We start from the raw sequence: 25,982 nt of genomic DNA, 5'->3' as shown, positions 1-25,982 counted from the left end.
CCACCCAATATGCTTCAAGGTATGAAAAATAGCCTAGAAAATTTCATCTAGGCCTTAAATATTATTTGAATAGTTTTCCTAACCCCTTACCAGTTACTTTCCCTGCTGCACGTCTTGCAATCCGTTTGCCGACGGTACCCTTTTTAACTGCGTTTATATCCCCTAACAATTTTGCAAGCCAATAAAGAAATCCTCTTGTTTTGTTAATGCTCAACAATTACTCCCCCTGTTCATATGGTCTGTACTTTTTACGTAACTTTTCAAGCTCTGGAGCAAGTTCTACGATGTCTGGTTTCCAGAATACCTTGTCTTTTGAAAACTCTCGCAAGGGTATGATCTTTCCTTGTTCGACCATCTGATTCACTCGGCTGCGGGTAACTCCTAAAATCTCTGCTGCTTCTGTTGAGTTGACGATGTTTTCTGCTACACGTTCTCTAAGACTTTTCTCGCTCATGCTATTTCTCCTTCATGACCATCTGTAAGATCGTCAATAAGATAACAATGACAACCAATACATCGAGTACGGTTTGCATTGTGTTGCCCGTTGGCCATTCTCTAACGATTAGATACAGACCTAAGAACACCCAAAAGAATATTCCAGACTTAAATATATTTTTCATTTAAAAGGAAGTGGTGTATACTATATTTAGTAGTTGGGGAGGTTTCCCTCCCCTTCGGCTCATCTTCGCTTCTTACGCTTGGTAGGTGTGTTGCGATGATGGGCTTTTGTTTTTTCTAGGATATTTAGGATTTTCTCTATGATGGTTAATATTGCGGCGATTATCCCAAGTATCACTAGAATTGTTCGTTCTTCCACTTCCTTTCACCTCCCTTCTGATAACTTAATTATACTATATCTATTGTTGTACGTCAATAGATTATATATAAATAATTGGATATTTTTCTATTTTTATACAACAAAAAAAGCCCTGCCGAATGGCAGAGCTAGATTCTAAACCTTTTCAATTTCAATTAGTTTTTCATTAGAATTTAATGCTTTAATTACTTCATTAACAATACTTTGCTGCTCTCTATAAGCGCCGATTTGCTTTCCTGCAACTCTGACACGATATAGATCAGGCTTAGAAGTAGAAAACAGCTCGTTATATTTTTCTATAACACCTTTAATGAAATTCGTCCATCCATTTTGTTGACTTCTAAGGGTCTGAGGGCAGTTCTTACCACTCCATCTATTATGTTGAACCACGTTTTCAATAGGTATGTTGTGCTCCTTCATCAAATTAGCTACAAGCCATTGTGTGATTTGCACTGTGGCATTAAAGTCTCCATCACGATTGATGCACTTCTCTATGCCGATAGATTGCCTATTACCTGTCCCACTATAACCATCCCCTGCATGCCAGCCGTTCTCGTTAGTCGGTAAATGCTGAATAATCTGATTGCTGTCAGTCGTATAGTGCCATGATACACCTGTATTTGGATGATTCAGGTACGTAGCATGAGCCTTAGCATCTGCACCTGTGCCAGTATTACCAGTGTCGTGGATTGTGATGAATCGTGGTGTCATTGCTAATCCTGGTCTGTTCTTACGACCTACAGGGATGAAGTCTTTAACAATCTCATTACTACTTTTTTTTTGAACTTTGGCCACTTTTTCACCAGGCTTTGCAAATACCAAGAGCATGGTCCCCAATGGCCTTGTAGTCTCCCGAATAACTTGACCATCTATCTCCATTTGCGAACTTCCACCCCCATCGGCAGATATCGCTCTGACGCATCCAAGTTCCAGCATTAAATCAGCAGACTCATTAGCATCGATATTGTCAGCTATGACAAGTACAATTGTTTTATCTGCCTTCTGTCCCCATAGAGTACGCCATGTTTTACCCGTTGGAAACCCAGTTTGTCCTCTTATATCCTTTTTCCCATTTAAAACAAGAGAGTAGCCTAATGTGATTGCCCACTTGAAACGACCGCGAATACTTCCCCTATTATCAGGATGATCGCGAATATTTTCAACATGCATGATGTTGCTTTTATCTAGCCAACACTCATAAGCTGATGTCGGCCATCCTTCTTCAAATCCACCATCTGTACAAACAAGTCCAATATGAGTATTCTTCAAATCACTGGTATTAAAAAAACCTGCATTGATCTTGCAGGCTACTCGTTGCCCACGGCTTGTAAACCAGTTGTGATTAAATTGATGCATCGGTATTCTGCCATTCTTGGCATGGACTATCTGGGATTCGTTTGCATCTGGGTTAAACTCGAATACTGTAGCTGATTTATGTTTATATGTAAGCATGAAATCACTCCTAGTACATGTTTTCTTGTTCTTTGCCGTCCACGTACCCTTGTCCTAAAATATACCCAATCGCTACAGCTGCGACAGTCATCACAGCTTCTATTGGCAAATCAAGTCCTAAACCCTCGTTCGCCACAACCAGTGCCCCTGATACAACAGCCATCCAAAACTTACGTGATTTAATCTTTGACATATTAAATTCCCCCTTATAGAAATTTGAGTGCTGCAAATAAAGCTGCTAAAGTTACTGGTCCTAGAATGCCAGTAATCAGCCACCATTTCGCTCGATCTATCATGCCTGTGATTCTCTCTATGTTCTTATCAAGCTTTTCTAAAATGTCATACATGGCTTTAAATCTTTCTTCGTATTGCTTGTTGATTGCTTTTATTTCAGACACACTATCGTTGATTCTGGTTAGTTTTTCTTCTGCTTTTTCCATTCGCTTTTCTAATGATTTCATTCGGTCATCCATTTTGCATGGTTCCATATGCCACCTTCTTTCATACAAAATTAAAGAGCCACTTAGATATAAGTAGCTCCATTCAACCCTAGTAATGTTTTCCTTACCGCATCCGTAAAAGTTGGTCTTATGCTACCAAACGTCAAATCTAACTTAAAACCATCTTTTTCATATATCTCAATAGCTTCAGTTATACGGCTGTTAAGTGTAACGCCCCACTTTGCATTGCGGACAGTTACGATATCACCTAGGTCGTAATCTTTTTCATATTCCACGTTTGATTTTGTAATGACTTCGCCCTCAAGGGTTAACTCACCACTCAACTCATTCAATCTTTCCTGCCCTCGTTGTGGTAGCTTAGAGTTATCTTCAAGATCACGAGCATCAACAAACGTCTCATAACGATCTGTTCCTGTTCCAGCGCCTACAAATGTGATTTCTCTGCTTATCCCTTCGCCCTGCCCTGCAACGATTGCAACATTCGCATAGTTAAACTCGCTATCTACAAATGATTGGGCTTTCATGTTGTCAAACTCAGTACTAAAAATACAATGAGGATTGCCGCTGCCAACTGTGCGATCAATCCCCTCATATACGTCGAATATGGCTTTTTTCTCGGTGAAGTCTAATGTAAATTCCCATCCCATACCAGATAGCAATGATAGCTTTTCTAGCTCATCGGATAAATCACGATACCGAGAACTAAAGCTGATGGAATCGCCTCTTAGTTGGTTAGTTGCTAGTGCTACCCAAGGAATCTGTCTGTTGCTATTTGCAGGATTGACTATTTGCGTATTGAGCAAACCCTTGAAGATGCTTTCGTATGGCTGATTCGCAAATAAAATGCTTTCCTGTCCTACATTTGGAATCACTACCCTGCGATGTGCTAACCCTTGCAAAGTAAAACCACGCACTACTACTACCTCGCCAGCTTTGCCTTTTGGCGATAAGCTATATTGCACATGCTGTATGATTCCTGCTTTACCAAAGTCCGTTCCAGCGAATATGATGTTACCCTTTTGCAATACATCAACATTATTTTTGTTGAAGTTAATTACCAGCTGGAATTCTCCTGCTCGACTCCATCTGCGCGTGACCATATATGATGTGTAGTCCTCGATTTCTGCTAGCAATTTAAATGATTGGTCTATTACTCTTATTGCTTTCAGGGTTATTCACCTTCTATCTGTTCAGCCTCTAACTCTTGTTTCTTCGTTCTATATTCAGTTTGTATCCTTAGCACATCTTCTTCATCACCAAGGTCTTTTGCATCGCGAATTAGTTTTAAATATTCTTGTTTTAAGACTTCAAGTAATTGCTCAAATGTTGGCTCCTGTGGGACTGGTTTCCTAACAACGTGTGTTTTCCCACTATCTGTTGTGACTTCAAACTCCTGCATTTGTATTCCGTTTTCTTCGTATTCTCTTAGCATTCGCTCCATTAGTCCAACACCACCCATGCAAAATTGTTGCCATCAACAGTAGTATTTGTTTTTATAACAAGGCTTGTATTAAATCTAATCGGAAAAAGATTTACTGTATTATCTTGGCCAGAGCTTATATTGTAAATTGCACCACCATCAATTTGCAAAGATATAGCAACGTTTGTACCATTTCTATGTATGCAGACTAGATACCCACTGCCTTGTATATCGAGATACGTGTTTGCATGATGGGTTCCGGTTGGCGAACTAGTTTGAAATCTCTTCTGTGACCAGTCTACTATTTTGTCATATAAAGGTATCAATTAAAATAACCTCCTTTTTTACTCACCCCATAAGTTAAAGAACCTTACTTTTAAGATGAATGAGTTTACCTCTGTTTGCCTAAATCTGAAATCAATAGGAGACACAGAATTACCTGTAGACCCAATCGTGTCAACCCTTCTGTCTTTCCAAGATTCGTTAGTACCGTTCCAAGCAGCTCTATTGATAGTCGAAGGACCTGTAGTTATTGATGCGATCGCTCCGAATATGCTTGAACTCCCAGTTAATTGCCAATCCACTTTTGAGGTACCAACTAAAGAGAAGTCAATCGGCACTGACTGATACGAGTGGTCAAAATTGGCACCCGTTCTTGAATACTCTATGTACCCAATTCCAGCAGAAGTAGCGACAGTAAAAAATGAATTGTTAACAATGAAAGGAAACATTTTTCTAATAGGCATTAATTTATTAAAGAACATCTGCATAGTACTAATTGAGTTAAGGCATACACCCATGGCCTGTGGTGATTTAACCAATGTTGTCATTGCAGACTCTACGTTTGAAATTATACCTATTGAGACGCCATTGCTTGCAACGGCGATTGAAGCGGATAAACTATTTTCAACAATAGCTTTCATAGCTGTATTACTATTTGCAATTATAGTCATAGCGTCTGCGTTACTAGCAACATCGCTTATTGTTGAAAGATTGTCAAATACCGAGCTCGTTGAACCCGTTAATTGCTTAAAATAAGTTCCAACATGAGCACCACCTTGTATTATATACTCAAGTAAAAATGGTATTGCGGCTCTTGATAGCCTTGCACTTGGGCTTTTAGTTGCTAGCGAAATCATTTTTTGAGCATCATACCATGTGTGACCAAATTTCCCCATTATTGATAAATCGCTTAACCACTGGAGATAATTCAAAGGTTCATTCAAATCACTATTTACTGCTTTTTTTATCTCTCCCCAACTCATTTAAGAAATCACCTCCGTAATGCTTCCATCTACTTCAAATGTAGTTACTTTTGTAACTGTGGCATTATCCTCTACCACGTGCAAAGTTTCTTGAATCTGACCTATTGACGGCGTGTCAAACTCCGTAACTTTACTAGCTATTAAATCATTGCTGATTGTGTTCCTTATTTCTTCTTTTATGTCGCCTGTGGTCGGCGTGTCGAATAATATCTTGTATGTGTGCCCTGCTCTATACCGCCAGTTTTCGAACTGGAAATATACAGCATCAAAAATACTAGATTTGATTCCCGCATACCATGCTTCATAATCCTCTTTGACATCATCAAACCAGTTATCCCAAGCTAAGTCTGTATCACCAAACCAATTATTCCAAGCTGACTGAGTAGCAGTAAACCAAGTATCCCAATCTGTAATAGTGTCGTTCAAAAATGCTTGGAACTGATTGAATATATTAGTTGTGTCTGCTTGAATGAGAGAGTTTACTAGACCGCATAAATTATTATCTAGTCTCTCATCTGTGACGTTTGCGGCTGGAATGATTGTCGCCCCTGCTGGAATTAAGACCTGCGCAAGTGATAACTCGTATATTCCGGAACCGGTTAGGTCGCGTTCTAAAACTGGTGCTTCTGGTTCACTTGCAGGGGTCCCCTGTTTTATTACTGCTTGTATACTCCTGACACCTTGTGATATGTCTAGCTTCAGTACTACTCTATCAATTCTAGGATTCGTTGCATGAGCTGTTGCAGGGGTTAATATCTTCTCGCTGTCTGATAGATTGTAGTAGTAGCCTTGAATCCAGCCTTTACCGACTTTGACGCGTAAAAAGTAGTCTGAATCGTTGGCATAGACTTGGAGCGATTCTCCACCGTTAAACACTCCATCCGTCAGAAAACTAGCAAAATACTCGGCAAACTTCGATGCCGAATATAATCTATCACCTGCCATGCTATTAAAAAACGAACTGAATTCAGCCATGTCATTACCTCCACTTCGAAGCTAACCTTTTATTTGCTTTTCTGATTTTTTTCGCTACTTTTGAAGCTGTTAATGAACTTGGTGATTTGATTTCCGTCTTTGTTAACATCATTGGCACCCCCTAAATCCCTACATACCGATTTCGATATGTGATAGTAATCTCTGCATCCTCACTCCCAGCAGATGCAGTAAAACGTATAGTATTAGTCCCTCTTTCTAGCTGAAAAAAGGTCGAATTCAAATTGATATATTGAAAAGCATTTTGAATCGTTCCATCTACTTTTGTAATCTCCGCTCTCTTATTGCCAAAAGCAGTTGTGATGGTCATCTTCTCACCCTCTAAGAGTGGAGTAATGAGTTCGATAAATTGCCCAGTCGTTTCGTTTGTTATTCGTGGATCTACGACAGGTCCAAAGAATTCGATCTTCACAGGTGTAGCAACGTCCCCAACGTTCTCTATATCTACAATTCCACTAGAATAAGAGCCGAATTCAATTCCTTCCGGAAGAATGTTTAATTGAAATCGAAAACGTGGGATAATCGCTGCTAACAGTTCTGTTGTTTTAAAGATATCCAACCAGAACGGTTCTACTGCAACCATGTTTATTAAGACATTTTGAAAACCAAAACTCTTATTCCCATCACCAATAGGAAATCTTGGCCCTGCTTCAAGATATACCTCAATTTCCTTTTCTATATGGCTGTTAATGTACCGCAATGTGCCCTTTTTTAGCTTAGGATTAAATATCGATGATAGCATCCGTTTGTACTCATAGATGTCATTTTGATTATCAGCTAGTAATGCTATCTGAAATGAAATATCTCGCTTGTCAGCAACAGAGTCAAGATACGTGAGACCGTCCTGATACGGTGCCTTATCCGTTTGTATCTCAAATGATAAATCACCCACACCCTTGAGATTTTGCAAAATAAAAGGCGCTGTGGGTCCAATCGTTATGCTCTGCCCGTTAGCATTCGTATAAACTAATCTTTCCATCGTAAATTAACGCCCCCATTCCAATGCTAGTTCCCTATTTGCCTGTCTCGTTCTCCGCGCAATTTCGCTAGGAGTCAAAGGATCAGGAGAATATATGTTGACCGTCTGCGCAAAACTCTGATTCGTCATTCCAGCATTACCTGCAGTTGCAGTCACCAATTCAGGAAGTATATTTTCAAGCCTTGGAATTGCATTATTGATACCATCAATAAATCCTGCAACCATGTTTTCTCCCCAAGTCTCAATATGCCTACCCGGACCTTCTTTGGCAGGGCTATTAAATCCAAGGAATCCTGATACAGAGTCCATGACACTACTTACTGCACTTCTAACTGCACCAATCATCGACATAATGCCATCGATAAACCCTGAGATCATGTTCCTTCCCCAGTTAAAAGCATCAGCAACTAATCCAGTGAACCAATCTCTGATATTCGTATACAAGATACCGAGGTTTCTTCTGATCAACGTCCATGCAGCTTCTATAATCTTAGCGATTAAATCCCAAAGGTTCTGCCACATATCCTTGAGCGTATCCGTCATAAGTTGCCAATCACCAGTAAAAATAGCAGCAAACAGCTTGATAATGTTCAGTATTTGCTTGATTGCATAGTCAAAGATTGCAGTGATAATGGTCCATACAGCCTTGATGTAATTCTGAATAAATGGCATTACAAACTCGACAATTGCCTTAATAAAATTGAATACATTCTCAGTCGCTGCTCGAATCGTTTCCCCGTTTTCCTCCCAGAATTCCGTTAACCAGGTTAAACGCTCTTGAATGAATGAAGATACTATATTTATTGCGTTGAAAATTACTTCCTTTATCTTGCTAAACGTACTATCTGTATCATCTGAAAAGCCGAAGAATGCATTTTTCGCCCAATCGAGCCATTCAATCATGCGGCTAATCGCACCATTAATTGCATCAAAAGCTACAGTCATGACTTGTTGAATATAGGGCATTGCATCAAGAACCCATTCCAAAAACTTTTGTAATATCGGCAGACCTGCATTCGCAATATTCATGAACACTGCCCCAGCAGCTTTCTTCACTGAATCCATCGTATCTGCGAACTTAACGTTAGCTGCTATAGCATCATCTGACATTACAAGACCTAAATTATGTGCTTGATTTGATAAGTCTGCCATACCATCAACACCAGCATCAAACAACGGTATGAGTTCACTTGCACTCTTACCAAACAAATCGAAAGCCAGCGCATTTCTCTCGGCTTCGCTTTCCATGCTTGATAAAAAACGAATTGAATCTTCCCATACATCGGACGCACTTCTCAACGATCCATCTTGATTTTTTAACTCCACATTCATCTGTTTAAATGTTTGAGCAGCTTTTTCACTTCCATCAATCGCTTGGTTCATAATCATTTGAGTCTTATTCACAGATGTCTGAACACTGTCAAAAGCAACTCCAACTTGGCCAGTTACATACTTTAGTTCCTGGAGTCTATTCATCGATAATCCAGTACGAATACTCATCTTGTCGATTTCGTCTGCTGTCTGTGATGTTTGATTTGCTAAAGCTAACATTGCTGCACCACCGGTTAGTGCAGCACCACCCAAAACAGCCCCCCACTTAGCAGCAGTACCAATCATTCCACTAAACTTGCTACCTGTTGATTCAGCTTTTTTATCAATATTGTCTAAGCTCTTTTCTGCCTCATCACTCTTAATGAATATGGACCCAAACAAACGAAATATTTCCATTCTTCTCACCTGCCTTTCTCAAATAAAATAAAGCCTACTTTTTCTTAGGCTTTTTGACTCTCAATATTGATTCAGCATCTTGAATGATTGCATCATCGGATTTCTTAACTTCCTTTGGCTTTTCCTCAAGTGCTTGCTTTTTAAATTTCTCAAAGGGTACAAATGACTTCTCATCCATGTTTGGGTACAATGTAAGCCACTGCTCCCACAGCCTTTGATTCGTTTCTTTTTCTCGAATCTTACACATTAAATCAATCAGAAAATCTATGTCTTGATTCAACACGTAATCAACGGATCCATATCGACTAAGAAGAGTATCGATAATCTCTATTTCATCGATTTGGACACTAATTGAAAAAAAGCTTTGATTCCCTTAAGCTCCTTAAATTGTGCTGTGACTTGCATACCTACTTCAATATCCAGTTCAGCAAACTCTTCACCTGTAATTCCAATAAGGCCGCCTAGAAACTCATTGACCTCGTTTTCTGCTAGATGCAGGTTTTCGAGTGCAGTCTTAATCATTTCAAGACCAAACTGCATCTGCTTTTCCGCGATATCCTTCTCGCTAAATTTTTCCATGAATTGTTTAGCATCCAGCTTTAGATTCATAGCTTTAAGGATCTTTGACATTTTGAAAACATCTGAATTCTTCAGATTGCGTATTTTATAATCCACGTTAATATCCTCCCATCAAAAAAGAGGGCTATCGTAAGCCCCCTTATTGTACAGTTAATGTAATATTCAACTCGTTTTCTGTATTGGCAGCTATTACAACATTTGGTTGAGTACTTGTTGTATAACCAGTCTTAGTTGTAGTAACGCTATAAGTTCCTCTCGGAATTCCTACAATTAGATACTTACCATCGGCATCCGTAGTATCAGAAAAAGTATCACTGGCCACAGTTAATGTTACAGTAGCACCAATTACAGGACCTTGGCTATCGGATACGACACCAATCAATTCGCCTTCTTCCTTAGGCCAATAAATTTCAAAAGGACCTTCTCCAAGTTCAATAATATCCTCATCATAGTGGCCCTTAAATTGAATTGGAATAACCGCTTCATTATTTTCTTCTAGGTTTGTATTGATTCCCTCCATGGAAATTACATTCTTGATAATAACAATGATTGGCTTACCTGTGCCGGATTGACGACCTACAAGAGCAATATTTTCCTTGTAATCACTCAGCTCAATTCGTCCTTTGGTCGTAATCTTATCGTAGTAGGCATTGGCATCCTCAATCTTACCACCAGCTAGAGCTAACGTTAGATTTCTTGCAGTGATTTCCTTAAGATTCACCGTAAGTATTGGCTCTTCTTTTGTGATTATTGTATTACCTTTCGGAACACCCTTGACACCATCTACTGGAATATCCCTTTTTTCCTGTGTAATCTGTAACTGGTTTCCCCCGGAAGTAGCCCCAAGCAATTCGCCTGATACCATGCTCCCATCCGTAGGGTCAAGGACTAAGTTCAGATAAACGGCTCCAGCATCAACCCAGTAACGCTTTGGAGTGTTCTTTGTATATCCTGTTTTTCTAAATGTCATTATCTAGCCTCCTATCGTAAGTTTTTAATAAATATCTTATCTGCCTTCTCCTAATCTTTGGGTCAGGGTCTGGAATACTACCTTTACTTAACCTCTGAAAGATAACAAAAAAATCACCTTCCAAGTGTCTTAACTTGTTCAGTGATTTATCAATACTATCAGTCAGTTGTTCAAGCCTTGTAGTGTCAGGAATGTTATCCCATACATCGATTTCAAGAATTTTATCATCTCGATCTGGAACTGGTGAACTTGATGGTGGAAAGTTATAGACTACATACGGAAATTCAGGCTTCTTATTGGTGATTGGGTCCTTCTCAGGTGCAATCTCTTGATATACCCTGTCTGCTTTCTTTTCTAGCAAGGCAGTGACATAAAGTAATAAACTAATCAATCTTCATCAGCTCCCTTGCAAGTTCGCCAATTCGCCTAATATTTGTCTCTACTGCAGGAGCAAGAAATGCCTGACCTCTTTGTTTGCGAGTTCCTTTTTCTACGTAAGGCGCATACTCTACGTTGGTTCCGACCGTTACTGACTTTTCATTTTGATTCGTAACGAAGTCGATTGAGCTTCTAAGATTTCCCGTATCAACAGGAGTTCTTACTATTGCCTCGCCTTGTACGAACGCACCAATGCCATTAAGCGCCCTGTTCTCCGCATCCTTCATTGCCTCTAAGACCTTCTTCTTATTGCTCTGAAACTTGATCATGACCAACCATCTCCAATAAGATTTCCATATGGCTATTCATTTGCATAGGATTATCAACTAGCTTAATGCGATAGATATTGCCCAGCTGGTCCACAATCCTATCACTGCTCTGAATGTCATTCACAGCACAGAAAAGAATATGCGTAACACGTTCCGTCTCTTTAGCTGCCGATATGCTCTTGTCACCACTCACAGCATCAATAAGGCCTGATATGTTTAGATGCTCATTCCACTGCTCCGTATGACCACCTATACCATTCTTGACACTAATAGACCTTTGTACTTTGATACCAGGCTTGTAATATCGCTCAATTGCCCTCATCACACGAACCTCACATATCTCTTGATACGACCTGTGATAGAGCGTGGATATCCACCAAGCATATTCGTAGTATCATAGGTTACGGAGTGTCTAGAGAGTGACTCTGACTGTATACCGTGGCTCCTATAATCACTGGCAAGTTTGTAACCAATCATATCGATTGCCGTGAGTTCAGCGCCCAGAGGATACACTGTGTTTCCCTCAGAATCTTCCTCAAAAGGTTTATTCCTGATTTGCTCGTAATCATCTTCCACCAAGGGAATTAATTCTTCGATTAGGGCATCCTTTGAATCGTCTAGAGTCAATATTGTTTTTACTTTATTGAGTGTCGTTATCGGCATCCTGCTCACCAGCTCTTATTAGTGCAATAATGTCTTCCTTTTTCGTCCGTGCTGGAATATCTATGCCTTTTTCTTCGGCGATTACTTTGAGTTCTGCTGCTGTCTTCTGTTCCAGATCAGTCGCTTGTCCAGTGCTGTCTTGGGCTTCATCCTCAATCTCCCCTTCAAACTCGTATCCAGCGTTAATCAGAATGTTAGCAGTGCGCTGATCGTTCGTTTCAAACTTCCCGTCAACAAACTTGCAGAGCAGCTTGTTATTTTCCTTGTCCCAAACAAGGCCCGTGCCATAGAATGTTATCATTATTAGTCACCTTCGCTTTCTAAGTCTTCAACTCTTGCTTCTAAAGCTGTAATGTTTTCTTGAAGCTCTACATTTTGCTCAATCAATGCAATTAAGATCTCCTTGACAGCTGGCTGAATTCCTTCTTTTTGCTTGATGTCGTTAACTGTAAATGCCATAGCAATCATCACTCCTAAAGTTAATAAATTTAAGAGGGGCACTCGGTACCCCTCAATAGATCTAATTACTATTCAACATCTAGATTAGTAATCTTCCCATGCATGAACGCAGGGCCATGATCTAATCCCATCTGACCAAAGATTTGCCCCTCTTCAGCAGCACCCGTCTTAGACAACTCCTCGTAGAACAAATTGCCCTTTTCAGGAACTGGCTGGAATACAGGACCAACAACAGACATTTCAGCAGCCAAGATTGATGTAGTTGGGTTGAAACGATTCAACATGATACCGATGTTCCCAAAGTCAGTCTCAATCTGCTGAATGTTTACTCCACCGACATTACGGTCCTCAGGAGCATATCCATAGATCTCGCTAATCACTTGCTTGTTGAAAGCATTCATAACTAACACTAAGTTAGAGAACGCTGCTCCACTGGCATACATTTCTCGGAACAACTGCTGTAACAATGGCTTGCTTAACACAGCCCCAAGTGCATCAATGCCGACCCCAGCATTCGCATACATACCACGGGTCTTGTTGGCCACCCCTGAACCTGTAGAAATCTGATACGTACCATTCAAGAATGTATACTCAGCATCACGTGCAATCTTACCTAGTGCGCGAGCAATTTGGAAGTCTTTCTCTGATACGACATTGTTAGATGCCCCGGCAGAATTGATACCACTCAGACGAGCACCGTTAGACATTTTTGCATAAGAAATAGAAACCTTCTCATGAAAAATTTGCGTTACGTTCTTGTCTTGACTACGTGTGTAGCTAACTGCAGTTGGTGCAGTTAAAGATGCAGTTTCTGTAATTGCCGGTTGTGCTGCTTCTGGGTAGCTGTATAAGCTTGATGTCGGAAATTCAAAGTTTTGCGTTTGAAGTCCTCCACCAGTTAGACCGCCAATGGCCGCTAAAAAAGGAGTGTTCTCTGCATCAGCAGTAAAAACCTCCCCTGCGTAATTTGGTAAATTCCATACTGTTCCTGTTCCATTTACATTAGACATATTTTACATTCCTCCAATATTCTTATTTTTGATTTTTTACTGCAATAATCTTGTTCTTTAAAGCGATTTGCAGTGGCACATTGCGAGTTTTCAAGGCTTCTTGGTAGTCCTTCTCTAACTGTTCAATCTCAGTTGGAGTTCCACTAGTATTTCGTGGTGGAGTTCTACCATTGTCCTTGAACTTCGCTTCCACAGCATCCTGCAATGCTTTTTGCCAAGTCTCTTCTAATTTAGCAAGGTTAGTGACCGTTGAGTCCTGGTCTTGACCAATGAAGAAGTCAACTAAGTTAACTGGTAGGCCCTTCTGTGTCGCTTGAGTAATAGCGACATTCTTAAGACTTTCCCTAGTCTTCTCCTGCTCTAGCTTATTAAGCTTGTCATGAAGCTCTCTCAATTGCTTTTGCTCTGGAGTTTCAGCTGGGAATCTCTTGGAGATTTCCTCTTCCAATACCTTCGGCAAGCTCTTTTCCTTCCAAGTCTCAAGACCTTTGGTAAAGTAGCTGTCCAGTTTCGGTTGGATGATCTTCTTGCCATCTTCTGAATCGATGTATTTCTGCACTCTATCAGGTGTGACAAAACCCCCGACATAGCCTTGTACTTCTGGATTATCTTTGTTCTGCTCGATAAATTGTTGCACTGCTTGTAAGTCCATAAATATTTACCTCCTGTTATTGTGCCCTCATCCGTTCTAGCCAGTGAGTGCAATTTTATTTGTAATGATTTGAGTAATGACGTTTGTAATGATTTAATCGCTACACGTTGCCATGTAGCACCACCCCCAAACAAAAAAGCACCCATTTGGATGCTCATTTATTTTTTATCTTAAATTGTGGATCATCAAGAAAACCTTTTATATCGTAATCTCTGCCTAGCATTGATTGGAGTTCGAATCTTATGTAGTCCTTAGTGTGATTGTTCGTGTTCGGATGATTATAGATTCTAGCAACCATCTCTAAACACTGCCTTGGTAGACCAATATCTTTTAAATCAATTTTAATAGTATCGAAAACTATCAACTCCCCACTTTATGCTACTCGGTTCTCTTTCCAATCCCTATATGTAGTGTAAGGTATAATACCCTGATTGCGTGCCCTGCGGACCTCGGGAGCATAATCTAGTATTTCAATTCGGAAGGTACATCGACAATTGATATCTTCCTCGGCTACACCAAACATCCCCGGGGCCTCTGCAGTCATCCCATTGAGCTCAAAGAATCCGTCTTTGTCCGCATGTTGTCCATCTAAATCTTGGTGACTGTCTCTAGTACGATCATCGAGAGTAGCAACCCAAACCTTTGCTAGTTTAATGCCCTTTTCCTCAAACTTATCCAACGGATCTAATCGGCCTTGTTGCTGAACCCTGTGCGCTTCGGTCTGAACCACTCTCATAGCTTTCTTGACATCACCCTCAAGAGTACTTTTAATTCTGCGAGCCATCTTCTGATAGGATTCACCTTGGATTAAACCTTGTGTAATCTGCTGCCTTATATTGATTATCACATCATTCCTATTTTTTTTCAATCTATCATTCAACGTTAGGCCAGTAATAGGATTCTGTATTGCCTTCTCAATAATCTTACGATTGATTCGGTTCATACCAAGCTTGATTTGTGCTTCGGATTCTACCGCGTAGACCGTGTATAGATAGGATTCTTCAAACATATCAAATAAGCTTGTTGTGAGTGATTTCGCGTTCTTGCCAGTTAGCGAGCGCAATTCAGATATGATTTCTTGTTCTAGGTGGGCAAGTCTATTATATTTCTGCATGACGGAATAGTCTAAACTATCATCTGTACCGAATCTAGCGAATACATCTGCCAACTGCGCTCTGATACTCTTTAAAGATTCGGAATATGCTTTGATGATTTCTTTTTCTGTTTTTACAGTCATTTTCTCCAGATGCTTATCTGCTTGACTAAATATCTTCGTCAGACTCATTTTCATCATCCTTATTGATATCTTCATCTTCTAGATTAATGCTACCCTCGGATTCTTCCTGCATCTGCTTAATCTCCCAGTCCACATCATCAATAAATGACAATAGTGATAACCTGGTCTTTTCTGATACATGGCCACGAAGTTTCGTTGTGCTGTCAGCCTCACTTAATATATCTATAGGCAGATTCCGCTTAAAACCAAACCAACACTTTGAATAATCGAATGGAATGCCCTTGGTTTGCCATGCGCTGCCAAGTATCTGCATTTGTCGCCTTAAGCCTGATGTAAACTTACGCTCTGCTGTGATGCACTTGTTTTCGAGCGCTAGAAGCTTAAACTTAAGCGCTATTCCCGAAGCACTGCCAAATGTATCATCAGCAAAATTCACTGTCTTGGCAAAGCGCAAGATATTGTCCTCAATCCTGTTTAAATGGTTTTCTATAACGGAGTCATTGATGCTCTTAGTTAGGAATTCAGCCTTGCCATTCTCGGCCCCGTCTGGAATACCAAATGCACCAGTTCTTTTCGCTCTCTCAACCGTTTCTTCATCAACCTCGATACCGTAGAATATCATATAAGCCAAGCGGAACTGTTCAATCTCGCTATTAACATCACTGATTGCTCGGTCGTATGCATCTATCAGCTCTAAGACCTTCTCAGCATCGCCCTGTAGTTCCTCGTTATTGATGAAAGGAATCAACGGAATATAGCTGAATAAATGTGGTTGTGGATTCACTGGCTCCGTATCGTCTAGTGCGTATTCGCCATTCTCCAGTTGAATGTAGTAAGTAATGACTTTATCATCGTACCATTCAACGCGAGTGAACTCTTTACCCTCGATATACATCGGATAATATCTCATTGCGTATTGTGGTTCATCAATGGACCGGTCATAAATAAAAATGGACTCCCAAGGATTGACGTTCATGGCTCTTTCTTTGCCATCACGATCAACATATAACATTCGAACTCCAAGACCACAAATAGCCATCATCTTAGCTGTCTCTGCGTCCTGGTCATCTATGTTATTTATGGTATTGAACAATTTGATTATTTCTTGTTCCTTTGATTCTTTCGCTTTCTCATTGCCAGTGTCATACATATAAGACACCGGATGCCCCATGAAGTAACCTGTTTTTGTGTCAACAATCTCACCAAAGAAATCATTATTGATTTTACGATTGATTTTGTTAGTGTCCTCAAACATACGAGCAAAGATAGGTACTCCACTCTTTGATGACTTGTATCGCTCATAAAGAGATTTCATTCTAGTACGTTCTGGAGCATGAGAATCTATCAAGTCCTTAATGATCTGACTCGTAACATTACCGTTGGTCTTAATCAGATATTGCAAAGCTTCTTCCATTGCGTTCATCGGTTCACCACCCACTAATATAATGACTTTACTGCCTTTAACTTAGGCTTATTAAATAGAATTGTGTTAACAAAGTATCTTTCTTCATCTTTCGAATGATCATTAGCCTTTACTGGCTTATCCTCACCACGTTCTGCTGCTTTTTCATCCCAAACATAAGAAAAGAACTCACGGAATGAGTTCGTGCAGCAGTCATTAAATTTGATCATGTCATTAGATAAGGCAGTCGCCATGTTACGAATACCCTCAATTACATCATTCTTGGCTTTCGTTACAGTGTATTTGCCCTTCTTGCGGATAGTTGCAATAAAACTTGCTGCAGAAGGGTCAATAATAATCGCTTTTACTGGCAGTTCATTGATAAACTCAACCAAGTCCTCATAATATTCTTCATCCGTTTTCTGTGAGCCTGTTTTGCGCCCATCATAGTAATACTCTTTTACTTTATACCAAGTATTCTTAGATAATCCCCACAGTCCAAATGATGCTGCGTTATACGTCCCGTAGTCAATCGATACATAGTATTGCGTGTATTCCCTTTCCTCTGTTGGCACTTTATGACGTTCTTCATCGAACATATCATAAATGATTCCTTGGGCCATTACCCATAAGCCAAGTATGTACCGCTTAAAGAATACTCCTGAGTACATGCGCCGATAACGATCTTTGATGCGCTCAGTTAGTGAAAGGTTATCATCCATCGTAAAATGAAGATAAATGAGTTTCTTTTCCCTAGCTTTATCAATCCAATTCACCTTGAACCAGTGATACGGTCCCTCTGGATTACAGTTAAACCAATACTTTGAGCCATCCACAGAGCAACGACCAGTCGCTTGGCTGACGAATGACTCAGGCATAAGCGCAACTTCATCAAAGAACACTCCTGCCAAAGTGATACCTTGGATCAGGTCTTGCGATCGTTCGTCTTTACCTCCGAATATATAGAAATAGTTTGTCTTGCCCTTACGAGATATAATGACTAAGTTATCTGCGCGGTGGTCTTTAACTTTGTAACCTCTTGACTTGAGCATGAGCTTAAGCCAAAAGAGTACGTTTCGACGGAATGAACCTATTGTCTTTCCGCACATGCCGAAGTTTTGTTGTTCAAATGATTCCATTGCCCACATGACATAAGATAGTGACATAGAAAGTGTTTTGCCTGATCTGATTGCACCATCGGCAATGATACCTTCTTTGTCGTTAACAGGAGATGCAGGCATCCACCAATTGAGGATTTTCTTTTGTTTCTTTGAGAATGGCAGGAACTTGAATATGGCTTGCTTAATCTTCTTGATCATCATCGTTCCATACCTCACTTGCCTGAGCGTTTAGGGCATCAATAAAACCATCATCTTCCGTATCTCCCTCATCCGGTTCCTCAATCTTCCGTTTTTGCATAGCAAGTTTTTCTTCCTCAATTTTACGCTTCCATGTATCAGGAATTAGGTCGAAGTATTTCTCCAGCTTTTCAAGGGCCTTCATCTTATCGGCTAGTCTGATGGATACACCATCTTTGCCTTGTTTAACCTCACTGATGACAGTACCATCTACATCAACGGCATTTTTGAAGTGTACGTAATTGTATTCATATTCTTTCTCTTCAAGTATTGGCTCACCTTCGTTATTAGTTCCTACTTCTTCCTTAACGATTTCTTTCTTCCTTCCGAAGTCTACATAATCAGTTATATCTGCAAAGGCAATCTTTATGTATTTATTCAGCACATCCATTGCATCTACAAATATATCTTGATGCATGGTTCCTTTAAGCCTGCGTATTTCATTTGCTATTTTAGGTTTCCTTAAGTTTTCATGACCAATAACGTGAGCTGTATCTTTCGAATACCCAGCTTTAATAGCAGCCATCGTTGCATTGAAAGACTTAATATAATACAAACAAAAAAGACGCTGTTTCTCAGTGAGACCAGCATCTTCCAGTTTGGATATTTCTTGTTCAATTATCTTTCGTGGTTGAACCTCTTTTTTTGTGTGCACCCTTTTGTTTTTGTGTGCACCCTCTCTATTCCATTCATAACGTTTTTTCCAGCTCTTTACGGTGTTCAAGGTGACTCCGTATTTTTCAGCGATATCCTTATACTTCATTCCTGCCATATAATCTATCTCGGCATTTATTCTGTTATCGCTCAATACAATCACCCCACCACCCGTTAAGATTATTTTACAAAAACAGAATTAAGTATTCTGTGGATCTCTATCGACCCAAACTAAAGCCCCTCGTAAACAGCCCTCAACTGTTTCTCCAACTTGCCAAGGATAATCGGCAGCAACCCATACCTTGAGAGTCTTTTTATCAATTTTTATTTCTTGTATTTCTTCGTAGTGAGCATAGTAATTAGGAGTTGCTCCACTTCTTATATTATGTGCAGCAGTTATTTTAACCTGTCTTCCATCTCCAGTGTGTACTTCAATAGTATTGGGCCCATGACCCCAAATCTCAATAATATTAGAGAAATTCGCATCTGATACTTTAATCGGCATTTTTATCACCCCTCTCTTTCTTCCAATTTCTACAAGAGAAGGCAAATTCCTTTTAACAATCGTTCGACAAATACCGACAAACAAAAAGACTGCCATTGGCAGCCCTGCACAAAATGTAAAAATAATAGTAAGGTCAAGTCCGCTCCGACCTGCCTCCTAGCTTACACTATATCACAGGAATATCAAGAAAATTGTTCCATTTTTGTTCCCACTTTATAATAGTGCTTTTACTCTTCTTGTCCGTGGTACCTTCATGCTAATTTTCCTGATGTATTCATACGAATATCCCAGCTCTAGACCGATTGATACAAGCGACAATCCTTTAACATCACGCATGTAAGCCACCTTATAATAAATCGATTGGAATTCATCAATCTTCTTATCCATTTCATCGAGAGCCTTTTGTTTCTCTTTCTGGATTAGTGCCAATGATTCAACCTCATTGCAGATTGCAGCCATTCTATTTAATGCTCGTTCCATAATACTCGTAGGCTTCCGATTTACTTCCTTCCATAGTATCTCATGCTCCATTTCAAGAGACTTAATACGAAGGTCTATCATCTGAATTTCTGTTAGAGTATCGTTATATGTAGAAAGGATATTCACCCTAATCACCCCTTGAATCCATATCGTTTTACACATCTATTGAACGGACATAGTTGCTTATATATCAGCCACACGCATCGATTACAATGGTTATTTGGAACTGTTATTTTCACGTTAATCAATTCTCCCTTGGTTGCAAAAAATCGTATAAAATTGTAGAACGGTTGCAATGACATAACGAGGTAAAATAAAAAGGACACCAACTAGCAGTTAAGCTAATCAGTGTCCTCCAGATAACTGGTGGGACTTAATTATTTTCTATCATCATACATTGTTTTATTTTCCTCGCGAACTAATAACTTACTATCAATACCATGTAAAATATCGTACTTGCTTATTAATGGACGAAAGAAACTGTACCCAAAAAGTCCTTCATAAAATAACAAAACTAGCTCATCTGATGATAACTGGTCTTTTAAAATACCTATGTAATTATTTTTATCTTCATGTGTTAGAAAATCAGCATCATCAACAATTTTTATGGTTCTATATAAAACCCTAAAATAATGGCTTATATGAGGCTGACGTTTATCGTAAAATTCTTTATATGCTAACTCAAGATATACATACTCTTTTGGTAAATCGTATGTTTTATCAAGTTCAGAAGGAGCTATATTTCCTGGAGGGTTTTTCTTCCCATAGTAAATACTTGTATATTCGATACGAAATCCTTCAAAGCAATCTCTACCTACTCTGCCTATCACGTTCATGTTATAGACTATTTCTCTATAAAGTTCCACCATATGAAAAAATGTATTTTCAAACCTCTGATATTCTTGTGTATTATGTTGTTCTTTAAAAACTTCTCTGGTGCTAGCAAGCTCATTTCTTTGTAACTCAAGTTCTTCTCTTTGCATTAAAATTGCTGCAAAGAGTAATAAGAAACTTGCAGTACTTAGTAGAGGTGTCATAATACCACCTAAGAATGTAGCCAAGTCTGGTAATAATAATTTATTTTCTTCTGTTATAAAATAGTTGGCTATAGTTTCTGCATGAAAAGGAACTACAAATGCTGCTCCAGCAAAAACTATTCCGAATAAAATAGGAATATGATATGCTTTCAAAACTCTTCCCCCTCATCAAACTTTACGCGTTTCACCTTCGCCTGATGAGTAACAATTACAGTCTCCCCAAAGTCTGGCAACTCGGTAATCTTCGCTTGTCCATTTGAGATTATGATAGCACAGGGTTTCGATGCATTTCTACACATTTCTTCCAAAACATTCAAATTTTCTTTTATATTAAGTTCAGAAAGTCGCACAGGAATTCCCCCAATATGTTATAATCGATTTAGCCAATCGCTGGGAGGAATCCTGGCTTTTTTTATTATCCTGCTTTTCTCTCTATGCATATCTCATGTAAGTTCGCTCTAACTAGATGCTCTGCAAATACTGGTGGTACTGAATTTCCACACTTGGCTACTTGATCAGTCTTGTTAATTGGATTCCTTTCGTTGTCATGTTCAATAATGTAGTCTTTAGGAAATCCTTGAGCATCAAATAACTCCCTAGGCTGCAGCATTCTCATTCCTATGTCCATAATCTGATACTCCATTCCTTTGATTGTCACTAAGCCAAACCTATCCTTAGTTGTAACTGTATGAAGTGGGTAATTTAATGATTGTCCAATGTCAGAACCGTAATATTTAAGCAGAAATGCTGTTACTAGATTTGCCTTATTGACTGTCGTTACAGTTCCAAGTGGTGCATCCGCTTTGTGGCCAATTGATGTTTTATATTGCTGTGAGATAAACGCTGTCACTAACGAGTGAGTTGGCCTAGCTGTAATCGTGTGTAGACCATCATGCAAACCTGAGGCTGTTGACCTACTGCATCCAGCGTAATACTTGCTAATAAAGGCACATACTAACCCAAACCTGTTGGCTGTTGGTATAGTTGATATCGGTTCATTTAAACTACTTCCCCTAGCTTCTTCTCCTTGATGTGTATAATAATGCTGTAAGAATAAAGACTTGTTATCTAGCACATACGGATTTTCCGATTCTATAATAAACTTCTTAATTCCCCGAGCTATTCTTATTAGCGTATTTTCGCTCAGTGGCTTTTTCCTATCGAATATACTAGGGCATGGAATTGACCAATCAATTATCTCCGCTGCAGTTCTCCAAGGTTTTAATAATCCTGCTTGCACCTCCTGAGAATCAGGAGCACCATGCGTTGGTTCTGGCCATTTAATTTGTCGTCCATCACAACGTGCAATCATGAAAAACCTTTTTCTTATTGTCGGAGCGCCAAAATCACATGCCCTTAATTCTTGAAATTCTACTTTGTAACCTAACTTATTCAATGATTTTACGAATAGTTGAAATGTTTCGCCTTTGCGTTCTGGATCTGGACGACCTTCTTTTAGCGGCCCCCATGTTTTAAACTCTTCGACATTCTCAAGCATTATCACTCTTGGCTTTACCGCCTTAGCCCACTTTACTGCTAACCACGCTAGCCCTCTGATTTTTTTATCTACTGGCTTTCCACCTTTAGCCTTGCTAAAATGCTTGCAATCTGGAGAAAACCAGGCTAATGCCACTGGTCTACCCTTGCATGCTTTCACTGGATCTACATCCCAAACATCCTCACAGTAATGCTCTGTTTCCGGATGGTTCGCCTTATGCATAGAAATGGCAGATGGATCATGATTGATTGCTATATCAACTGATCTTCCAATTGCTAGCGATATTCCCGTAGATGCTCCACCACCGCCTGCAAAATTATCTACGATGATTTCATTTGATCTCATTACGACACTTCCTTCTTCAACAGTTGCTTTAGTCTCTCCGCATTACTAGCAATCAGTTCAACAGCATTCATTACATTTGGCGGCATACTACTGGCTAAAGTATTTCTCAATTCTTCTTCCCAGCCGTTCCAGCGATTGATTTGAATCCCATAATCACGAATTATTGATTTAACTTTTTCTAATTGTTCTTTGTAGTGCTTGGTATCTTCTAAATCGTTCTTCAATCTATTCAGTTCATTATTCATCTTTACCATGTCTTGTACTAGCTTAGATGAAACTTTCCATCCCAAATCTTTTTTAGAAATCTTATCTTGCACATACTGCTCATAGTATTCCTGCTTCGATGAAAAGAACGGGTAACGGTCTGATTGAAGCTTACTCATAATCACATACATCAGCATATCTACTGATATTTCGATATTCTTGTAGTGTGCCTTGCGCTTAGTATATAGCGATTGCTTTTCGTGATTGTAATAAATCAATCCAACATCATCTGGCAGCTCTTGTGGTTCTATTAAACCAGTAGGACATACAAAGCTGAATTGATGGCCATAATTCGTGTACCCTCTCCATTTATCATCACGCAAGAAGTCCTGACGATCTACCTTAACCTCATAAACAGTGATACATGGATTTGCCCAGCTTTTCTTTATTGCTACTGCATCCATTATCAGTAATTCGCCTTTACCAGCTGCATGAGTAGGACCGTTTTTGACCTCAGTCATGAAAAAATCATCTTGGTGCTTTCTTTCTAGTGCTAGCTTGATATGATGTGAACTTACTTTTTTGATATGACGTGCAATCTTATCGCTCACGACACTTCCCTCAATTCCCATATTTTCTGCACTACACTTAAGTAATCCACTGGCACCTTACCCCTCGGCACTTCATACGCCGTGTGCTCAAATTCATCAAAACTAATGCTCTTTGTGCCACCCCTGACACGTCTGCTCCAGTAGCCTGCAAATGTTTCGTACTGCATCAAGAAAGTCTTACGCTGTGTTCTGAACTCAACTAGGATAAAGCTTATCCCACCGTGCTCATGACATTTCTTAAGATGCTGCACCTGATGATCATGAATGTTCTTCAAATCAAACCTTGTAAGCTCCTTTGTTGACTTAGCCTCGAAGTTTACTGACCGTCCTTGGAAAGTACCTTCGTAATCCACGGTAGAAGGTTTCTCAAACCAGCCGTCTTTGATTCGGCCATTTACAAGCTTAAGCACCTTTACTGGAGTAGGCCTCTTCGTTACTATCGCCCGTCCTGTCTGCTCATAGAGTTTATTGGTGTATTCTATTAATGCCTCAAAGCTCATCCCGCGATTTGCAAAGGAATTCATATCACTTTACCTCCGTGACGATATCCCCTACCAATGTTATATGCCATCTTGATGTCAATCGCTTTCTCTAAATCTATTCCGTACTTTCCGCAAGCATCGAATACTCTAATCACTGTATCAGCGAATTCTATCGGTATTCCACACGGCTTTGCATTGATGCAATCAGCAGGGTACTCAAGCGCGCATACTCCATCACAACGATTTGGACATACATCTTTTGACTTGCATTCCCAATAAATCACTTGATAATCTTTACCTTGTCTAAACTCTTCTACAGCCTCTGATAACTCAGAATGCATAAGAGAGATAATCTCTCCAAAGCTCACTTCTTTTTCGTGCCAACCTTTCGATACTGCTGTAATATGTGCATTTTTAACTAGATCCGTTATGCTTTTCACTTCTTCAACCACCCTTTCCAGCAGAATAATTTAATCGGAGGCTTTGTTTTAGCAAACATACATTTGCTAACGTTCATACATGTTGCACATGATTTTTCGGTCATATTGTTGCTCCTTTGATGCGTTGTGTCTTATTATTGCGCAACAGACTCTAGTGTTAATTGCTTGTCCTCTTGATACTCATTTTCCCATTCAACACCAATATAAGTCAGTACTTCTCCCCATCCCATTGTGTACATCCAAAAGTTCCATTCCTTCGGATTGTCCTCTCGAAGTCTGTCAAATCGATGTGGTCTTTTTTCGATATGAATACCAAATCCACACATTGAGCATCCTGTACGTTGTGCCCTAGTAGTGTATAAGGTTCCATTATCGTGTCGTTCAATAGTTCCATAAATTTCTGGTACAGGAACTTTCAGATCTAGAGAAAGCTGCAATAAATCTTGCCTTGTGAATATAGCAAATGGGCAACTTCTAGTCACAGTCTTTCCGTAATAATTGCACCCATTTTTCATTAGTGCTTTTTCTCTTTGACCACCTTCACATGCCATTAGTCCAAGATATGGCTTTTTACCTGTTGACTTTGCATAGTTATCACATGGCTTTTCTTTTAGATAATGACAGCACTTATTACTAACTTTAAATGGTGCAGTTTTATACGTGGTTCCGTATTTATGATTCTCTGGACCACCAAACAACTCCAGCCATTTTTGTGGTAATTTCATTCTCGTGCCCTTTCTCCATCCTCCATACTCGCCAGTATCTCCCGTCATTATTGCATTTCTGACAGTTGTGTTTTTATCCGTTGGGTTTTGCAATAGTTCTATTTTGTTCGCTTTCTCCTTACTTATCACAGGGTATCCATGATCTCTAATTACCTGTGTCTTGCTTTTAATTGGTTTAAGTTTGATGACTCCCAACTCATCATGAATCTTTTGAATACTAATATCCTCTAAAACAGAAACTGAAATGCTAGGGATATCTCTTGAAATATGTTCTCTTAAAAAAAGTAATAAAGTAATAGAATCTAGCCCGCCAACACTTACATATACTTCGCCATCCATACGGTCATAAAATTCTTGGGCTTTTATTATTGCGTGGTTTATTTTAGCTTCATAAGGCAAACTTTGCCTCTGCATAAATTCGTGTACTTGCAATTTTCCCATCTCCCTTTCTGCTGCACATTCTAATCACTTAATCAATGTTAAAGTTGGTTTACTCGTAGGATGTTTAAACTCTGGGTGATACTCATTTATAAAATAGTCTATATTGCAATATACAATTAACTTGCCTTTCGGGACATCCCAATCAAAACCGTGAATTCTGTTGATTCTTATTTTTGTATCTATCCCACCAATTTCCCAATCACTATCCCAAGTTCGTAACGGTGGTATTTTATGAAATATAGGAAATGTTAGCCTTGTATCTTTTGATCGAATGCAGCCTCTTTCGTCTGGTAAGAATATCAAACACCCCTTAATATCATTTTTAGGCTTATGGCATTCTCCTCCATGAGTATGATTCCGTTTGCAGTATACACATTGCAGTTGGCTTGGTATGTTTTCTCCCATTTT

The 25,982-nt window shown here is 39.5% G+C and carries 40 protein-coding genes; all 40 read right to left on the bottom strand.

Annotated features, from left to right (window positions below; all coding sequences use genetic code 11):
* Nucleotides 1-61 precede the first annotated feature (61 nt).
* The 40 genes from BHU72_RS15790 to BHU72_RS04610 all read right to left on the bottom strand — a co-directional run bounded on the left by BHU72_RS15790 (nt 62) and on the right by BHU72_RS04610 (nt 25,979).
* Nucleotides 62-214, bottom strand: coding sequence for a hypothetical protein (locus tag BHU72_RS15790; RefSeq protein WP_176720401.1), 153 nt, complete (start codon nt 212-214; stop codon nt 62-64).
* A gap of 3 nt (nt 215-217) precedes the next feature.
* Complete coding sequence (locus tag BHU72_RS04785) at nt 218-454, bottom strand: MerR family transcriptional regulator (protein ID WP_069701494.1); 237 nt, start codon at nt 452-454, stop codon at nt 218-220.
* Between the two features lies 1 nt (nt 455).
* Nucleotides 456-620 carry a hypothetical protein gene (locus tag BHU72_RS15785; protein ID WP_176720400.1) on the bottom strand — a complete coding sequence of 55 codons (165 nt, stop codon included), beginning with the start codon at nt 618-620 and terminating at the stop codon, nt 456-458.
* A 59-nt stretch (nt 621-679) separates the two neighbouring features.
* On the bottom strand, nt 680-817 hold the full coding sequence (locus BHU72_RS15780) for a hypothetical protein (RefSeq protein WP_176720391.1): 138 nt from the start codon (nt 815-817) through the stop codon (nt 680-682).
* Between the two features lie 135 nt (nt 818-952).
* Nucleotides 953-2,269, bottom strand: coding sequence for an N-acetylmuramoyl-L-alanine amidase (locus BHU72_RS16375; protein WP_069701493.1), 1,317 nt, complete (start codon nt 2,267-2,269; stop codon nt 953-955).
* A 10-nt stretch (nt 2,270-2,279) separates the two neighbouring features.
* Nucleotides 2,280-2,462 carry a hypothetical protein gene (locus BHU72_RS04775; RefSeq protein ID WP_069701492.1) on the bottom strand — a complete coding sequence of 61 codons (183 nt, stop codon included), beginning with the start codon at nt 2,460-2,462 and terminating at the stop codon, nt 2,280-2,282.
* 13 nt (nt 2,463-2,475) lie between these two features.
* Nucleotides 2,476-2,757: a hypothetical protein gene (locus tag BHU72_RS04770; RefSeq protein WP_069701491.1), complete on the bottom strand. Its 282-nt coding sequence runs from the start codon at nt 2,755-2,757 to the stop codon at nt 2,476-2,478.
* Between the two features lie 35 nt (nt 2,758-2,792).
* A complete protein-coding gene (locus BHU72_RS04765; protein WP_495657302.1) occupies nt 2,793-3,881 on the bottom strand; it encodes a siphovirus ReqiPepy6 Gp37-like family protein in 1,089 nt (362 codons plus the stop codon).
* Nucleotides 3,882-3,901: 20 nt separating this feature from the next.
* The gene (locus tag BHU72_RS04760; protein ID WP_069701489.1) at nt 3,902-4,171 is read right to left on the bottom strand and encodes a hypothetical protein; all 270 of its coding nucleotides are present in this window, start codon (nt 4,169-4,171) and stop codon (nt 3,902-3,904) included.
* Entirely contained in the window at nt 4,171-4,476 is a 306-nt protein-coding gene (locus BHU72_RS04755) for a hypothetical protein (protein ID WP_069701488.1), read from the bottom strand. The genes BHU72_RS04760 and BHU72_RS04755 overlap by 1 nt, the downstream gene beginning before the upstream one ends.
* An 18-nt stretch (nt 4,477-4,494) precedes the next feature.
* Nucleotides 4,495-5,415 (bottom strand): hypothetical protein, encoded by a 921-nt coding sequence (locus BHU72_RS04750; RefSeq protein ID WP_069701487.1) that lies wholly within the window; start codon nt 5,413-5,415, stop codon nt 4,495-4,497.
* Nucleotides 5,416-6,390, bottom strand: a complete 975-nt coding sequence (locus BHU72_RS04745) for a hypothetical protein (protein WP_069701486.1) — start codon at nt 6,388-6,390, stop codon at nt 5,416-5,418.
* 121 nt (nt 6,391-6,511) lie between these two features.
* The gene (locus BHU72_RS04740) at nt 6,512-7,387 is read right to left on the bottom strand and encodes a phage tail family protein (protein WP_069701485.1); all 876 of its coding nucleotides are present in this window, start codon (nt 7,385-7,387) and stop codon (nt 6,512-6,514) included.
* Between the two features lie 6 nt (nt 7,388-7,393).
* Entirely contained in the window at nt 7,394-9,115 is a 1,722-nt protein-coding gene (locus tag BHU72_RS04735) for a phage tail protein (RefSeq protein ID WP_069701484.1), read from the bottom strand.
* Nucleotides 9,116-9,149: 34 nt separating this feature from the next.
* The gene (locus BHU72_RS04730; protein WP_141709249.1) at nt 9,150-9,395 is read right to left on the bottom strand and encodes a hypothetical protein; all 246 of its coding nucleotides are present in this window, start codon (nt 9,393-9,395) and stop codon (nt 9,150-9,152) included.
* A 47-nt stretch (nt 9,396-9,442) separates the two neighbouring features.
* Nucleotides 9,443-9,790: a hypothetical protein gene (locus BHU72_RS04725; RefSeq protein WP_069701482.1), complete on the bottom strand. Its 348-nt coding sequence runs from the start codon at nt 9,788-9,790 to the stop codon at nt 9,443-9,445.
* A 43-nt stretch (nt 9,791-9,833) separates the two neighbouring features.
* Entirely contained in the window at nt 9,834-10,664 is an 831-nt protein-coding gene (locus BHU72_RS04720) for a carboxypeptidase-like regulatory domain-containing protein (RefSeq protein ID WP_069701481.1), read from the bottom strand.
* Complete coding sequence (locus BHU72_RS04715; RefSeq protein ID WP_069701480.1) at nt 10,654-11,055, bottom strand: gp17 family tail completion protein; 402 nt, start codon at nt 11,053-11,055, stop codon at nt 10,654-10,656. Before BHU72_RS04715 ends, BHU72_RS04720 begins: the two co-directional genes overlap by 11 nt.
* A complete protein-coding gene (locus tag BHU72_RS04710) occupies nt 11,048-11,371 on the bottom strand; it encodes an HK97-gp10 family putative phage morphogenesis protein (RefSeq protein ID WP_069701479.1) in 324 nt (107 codons plus the stop codon). Before BHU72_RS04710 ends, BHU72_RS04715 begins: the two co-directional genes overlap by 8 nt.
* The gene (locus BHU72_RS04705) at nt 11,349-11,693 is read right to left on the bottom strand and encodes a phage head closure protein (protein WP_069701478.1); all 345 of its coding nucleotides are present in this window, start codon (nt 11,691-11,693) and stop codon (nt 11,349-11,351) included. Before BHU72_RS04705 ends, BHU72_RS04710 begins: the two co-directional genes overlap by 23 nt.
* Complete coding sequence (locus BHU72_RS04700) at nt 11,693-12,034, bottom strand: head-tail connector protein (RefSeq protein ID WP_069701477.1); 342 nt, start codon at nt 12,032-12,034, stop codon at nt 11,693-11,695. Before BHU72_RS04700 ends, BHU72_RS04705 begins: the two co-directional genes overlap by 1 nt.
* Nucleotides 12,012-12,335 carry a Rho termination factor N-terminal domain-containing protein gene (locus tag BHU72_RS04695; RefSeq protein WP_069701476.1) on the bottom strand — a complete coding sequence of 108 codons (324 nt, stop codon included), beginning with the start codon at nt 12,333-12,335 and terminating at the stop codon, nt 12,012-12,014. The genes BHU72_RS04700 and BHU72_RS04695 overlap by 23 nt, the downstream gene beginning before the upstream one ends.
* Nucleotides 12,336-12,337: 2 nt before the next feature.
* Nucleotides 12,338-12,493, bottom strand: coding sequence for a hypothetical protein (locus BHU72_RS15775; RefSeq protein ID WP_176720399.1), 156 nt, complete (start codon nt 12,491-12,493; stop codon nt 12,338-12,340).
* A 68-nt stretch (nt 12,494-12,561) separates the two neighbouring features.
* Nucleotides 12,562-13,503 (bottom strand): SU10 major capsid protein, encoded by a 942-nt coding sequence (locus tag BHU72_RS04690; protein WP_069701475.1) that lies wholly within the window; start codon nt 13,501-13,503, stop codon nt 12,562-12,564.
* 22 nt (nt 13,504-13,525) lie between these two features.
* Nucleotides 13,526-14,155 carry a DUF4355 domain-containing protein gene (locus tag BHU72_RS04685; RefSeq protein WP_069701474.1) on the bottom strand — a complete coding sequence of 210 codons (630 nt, stop codon included), beginning with the start codon at nt 14,153-14,155 and terminating at the stop codon, nt 13,526-13,528.
* 154 nt (nt 14,156-14,309) lie between these two features.
* Nucleotides 14,310-14,519, bottom strand: coding sequence for a hypothetical protein (locus BHU72_RS04680; RefSeq protein WP_069701473.1), 210 nt, complete (start codon nt 14,517-14,519; stop codon nt 14,310-14,312).
* Nucleotides 14,520-14,528: 9 nt separating this feature from the next.
* Nucleotides 14,529-15,440, bottom strand: coding sequence for a phage head morphogenesis protein (locus BHU72_RS04675; RefSeq protein WP_069701472.1), 912 nt, complete (start codon nt 15,438-15,440; stop codon nt 14,529-14,531).
* Nucleotides 15,418-16,815, bottom strand: coding sequence for a phage portal protein (locus BHU72_RS04670; protein WP_245671857.1), 1,398 nt, complete (start codon nt 16,813-16,815; stop codon nt 15,418-15,420). The genes BHU72_RS04675 and BHU72_RS04670 overlap by 23 nt, the downstream gene beginning before the upstream one ends.
* 14 nt (nt 16,816-16,829) lie before the next feature.
* Nucleotides 16,830-18,113: a PBSX family phage terminase large subunit gene (locus BHU72_RS04665; RefSeq protein WP_069701503.1), complete on the bottom strand. Its 1,284-nt coding sequence runs from the start codon at nt 18,111-18,113 to the stop codon at nt 16,830-16,832.
* A complete protein-coding gene (locus BHU72_RS04660; RefSeq protein ID WP_245671856.1) occupies nt 18,097-18,960 on the bottom strand; it encodes a terminase small subunit in 864 nt (287 codons plus the stop codon). Before BHU72_RS04660 ends, BHU72_RS04665 begins: the two co-directional genes overlap by 17 nt.
* 45 nt (nt 18,961-19,005) lie before the next feature.
* Nucleotides 19,006-19,311, bottom strand: a complete 306-nt coding sequence (locus tag BHU72_RS04655; protein ID WP_141709248.1) for a hypothetical protein — start codon at nt 19,309-19,311, stop codon at nt 19,006-19,008.
* A 213-nt stretch (nt 19,312-19,524) separates the two neighbouring features.
* Complete coding sequence (locus tag BHU72_RS04650) at nt 19,525-19,917, bottom strand: hypothetical protein (protein ID WP_069701469.1); 393 nt, start codon at nt 19,915-19,917, stop codon at nt 19,525-19,527.
* A gap of 251 nt (nt 19,918-20,168) precedes the next feature.
* Nucleotides 20,169-20,981 carry a putative phage abortive infection protein gene (locus tag BHU72_RS04645; protein WP_069701468.1) on the bottom strand — a complete coding sequence of 271 codons (813 nt, stop codon included), beginning with the start codon at nt 20,979-20,981 and terminating at the stop codon, nt 20,169-20,171.
* Nucleotides 20,978-21,127: an XtrA/YqaO family protein gene (locus tag BHU72_RS04640; protein ID WP_245671858.1), complete on the bottom strand. Its 150-nt coding sequence runs from the start codon at nt 21,125-21,127 to the stop codon at nt 20,978-20,980. Before BHU72_RS04640 ends, BHU72_RS04645 begins: the two co-directional genes overlap by 4 nt.
* 116 nt (nt 21,128-21,243) lie before the next feature.
* A complete protein-coding gene (locus BHU72_RS04635) occupies nt 21,244-22,671 on the bottom strand; it encodes a DNA cytosine methyltransferase (protein ID WP_069701466.1) in 1,428 nt (475 codons plus the stop codon).
* Nucleotides 22,671-23,486 (bottom strand): MmcB family DNA repair protein, encoded by an 816-nt coding sequence (locus BHU72_RS04630; protein WP_069701465.1) that lies wholly within the window; start codon nt 23,484-23,486, stop codon nt 22,671-22,673. Before BHU72_RS04630 ends, BHU72_RS04635 begins: the two co-directional genes overlap by 1 nt.
* On the bottom strand, nt 23,483-23,986 hold the full coding sequence (locus BHU72_RS04625) for a Holliday junction resolvase RecU (RefSeq protein ID WP_245671855.1): 504 nt from the start codon (nt 23,984-23,986) through the stop codon (nt 23,483-23,485). Before BHU72_RS04625 ends, BHU72_RS04630 begins: the two co-directional genes overlap by 4 nt.
* Before the next feature lie 20 nt (nt 23,987-24,006).
* On the bottom strand, nt 24,007-24,408 hold the full coding sequence (locus BHU72_RS04620) for a nucleoside triphosphate pyrophosphohydrolase family protein (protein WP_069701463.1): 402 nt from the start codon (nt 24,406-24,408) through the stop codon (nt 24,007-24,009).
* Nucleotides 24,409-24,542: 134 nt separating this feature from the next.
* Nucleotides 24,543-25,574 carry a hypothetical protein gene (locus BHU72_RS04615; RefSeq protein WP_069701462.1) on the bottom strand — a complete coding sequence of 344 codons (1,032 nt, stop codon included), beginning with the start codon at nt 25,572-25,574 and terminating at the stop codon, nt 24,543-24,545.
* Between the two features lie 24 nt (nt 25,575-25,598).
* Nucleotides 25,599-25,979 (bottom strand): hypothetical protein, encoded by a 381-nt coding sequence (locus BHU72_RS04610; RefSeq protein WP_069701461.1) that lies wholly within the window; start codon nt 25,977-25,979, stop codon nt 25,599-25,601.
* Nucleotides 25,980-25,982: the final 3 nt, after the last annotated feature.

Source organism: Desulfuribacillus stibiiarsenatis, assembly GCF_001742305.1.
Classification (GTDB): domain Bacteria; phylum Bacillota; class Bacilli; order Desulfuribacillales; family Desulfuribacillaceae; genus Desulfuribacillus_A; species Desulfuribacillus_A stibiiarsenatis.
Note: the sequence above shows the minus strand (reverse complement) of the source record. Positions and strands in the feature narration are given on the sequence as shown.

Coding starts and splice junctions, on each gene's coding strand:
- BHU72_RS04710 (WP_069701479.1), bottom strand. CDS start 11,371: ATGATCAAGTTTCAGAGCAATAAGAAGAAGGTCTTAGAGGCAATGAAG.
- BHU72_RS04655 (WP_141709248.1), bottom strand. CDS start 19,311: ATGCCGATTAAAGTATCAGATGCGAATTTCTCTAATATTATTGAGATT.
- BHU72_RS04705 (WP_069701478.1), bottom strand. CDS start 11,693: ATGAGGGCAATTGAGCGATATTACAAGCCTGGTATCAAAGTACAAAGG.
- BHU72_RS04775 (WP_069701492.1), bottom strand. CDS start 2,462: ATGTCAAAGATTAAATCACGTAAGTTTTGGATGGCTGTTGTATCAGGG.
- BHU72_RS04640 (WP_245671858.1), bottom strand. CDS start 21,127: ATGTGTAGAAATGCATCGAAACCCTGTGCTATCATAATCTCAAATGGA.
- BHU72_RS04610 (WP_069701461.1), bottom strand. CDS start 25,979: ATGGGAGAAAACATACCAAGCCAACTGCAATGTGTATACTGCAAACGG.
- BHU72_RS04675 (WP_069701472.1), bottom strand. CDS start 15,440: ATGAGTCTGACGAAGATATTTAGTCAAGCAGATAAGCATCTGGAGAAA.
- BHU72_RS16375 (WP_069701493.1), bottom strand. CDS start 2,269: ATGCTTACATATAAACATAAATCAGCTACAGTATTCGAGTTTAACCCA.
- BHU72_RS15775 (WP_176720399.1), bottom strand. CDS start 12,493: ATGGCATTTACAGTTAACGACATCAAGCAAAAAGAAGGAATTCAGCCA.
- BHU72_RS04690 (WP_069701475.1), bottom strand. CDS start 13,503: ATGTCTAATGTAAATGGAACAGGAACAGTATGGAATTTACCAAATTAC.
- BHU72_RS04685 (WP_069701474.1), bottom strand. CDS start 14,155: ATGGACTTACAAGCAGTGCAACAATTTATCGAGCAGAACAAAGATAAT.
- BHU72_RS04740 (WP_069701485.1), bottom strand. CDS start 7,387: ATGGAAAGATTAGTTTATACGAATGCTAACGGGCAGAGCATAACGATT.
- BHU72_RS04700 (WP_069701477.1), bottom strand. CDS start 12,034: ATGCCGATAACGACACTCAATAAAGTAAAAACAATATTGACTCTAGAC.
- BHU72_RS04635 (WP_069701466.1), bottom strand. CDS start 22,671: ATGAGATCAAATGAAATCATCGTAGATAATTTTGCAGGCGGTGGTGGA.
- BHU72_RS04785 (WP_069701494.1), bottom strand. CDS start 454: ATGAGCGAGAAAAGTCTTAGAGAACGTGTAGCAGAAAACATCGTCAAC.
- BHU72_RS04745 (WP_069701486.1), bottom strand. CDS start 6,390: ATGGCTGAATTCAGTTCGTTTTTTAATAGCATGGCAGGTGATAGATTA.
- BHU72_RS04665 (WP_069701503.1), bottom strand. CDS start 18,113: ATGATCAAGAAGATTAAGCAAGCCATATTCAAGTTCCTGCCATTCTCA.
- BHU72_RS04615 (WP_069701462.1), bottom strand. CDS start 25,574: ATGGGAAAATTGCAAGTACACGAATTTATGCAGAGGCAAAGTTTGCCT.
- BHU72_RS04735 (WP_069701484.1), bottom strand. CDS start 9,115: ATGGAAATATTTCGTTTGTTTGGGTCCATATTCATTAAGAGTGATGAG.
- BHU72_RS04750 (WP_069701487.1), bottom strand. CDS start 5,415: ATGAGTTGGGGAGAGATAAAAAAAGCAGTAAATAGTGATTTGAATGAA.
- BHU72_RS04670 (WP_245671857.1), bottom strand. CDS start 16,815: ATGAACGCAATGGAAGAAGCTTTGCAATATCTGATTAAGACCAACGGT.
- BHU72_RS04695 (WP_069701476.1), bottom strand. CDS start 12,335: ATGATAACATTCTATGGCACGGGCCTTGTTTGGGACAAGGAAAATAAC.
- BHU72_RS04760 (WP_069701489.1), bottom strand. CDS start 4,171: ATGGAGCGAATGCTAAGAGAATACGAAGAAAACGGAATACAAATGCAG.
- BHU72_RS04720 (WP_069701481.1), bottom strand. CDS start 10,664: ATGACATTTAGAAAAACAGGATATACAAAGAACACTCCAAAGCGTTAC.
- BHU72_RS15785 (WP_176720400.1), bottom strand. CDS start 620: ATGAAAAATATATTTAAGTCTGGAATATTCTTTTGGGTGTTCTTAGGT.
- BHU72_RS04625 (WP_245671855.1), bottom strand. CDS start 23,986: ATGAGCTTTGAGGCATTAATAGAATACACCAATAAACTCTATGAGCAG.
- BHU72_RS04770 (WP_069701491.1), bottom strand. CDS start 2,757: ATGGAACCATGCAAAATGGATGACCGAATGAAATCATTAGAAAAGCGA.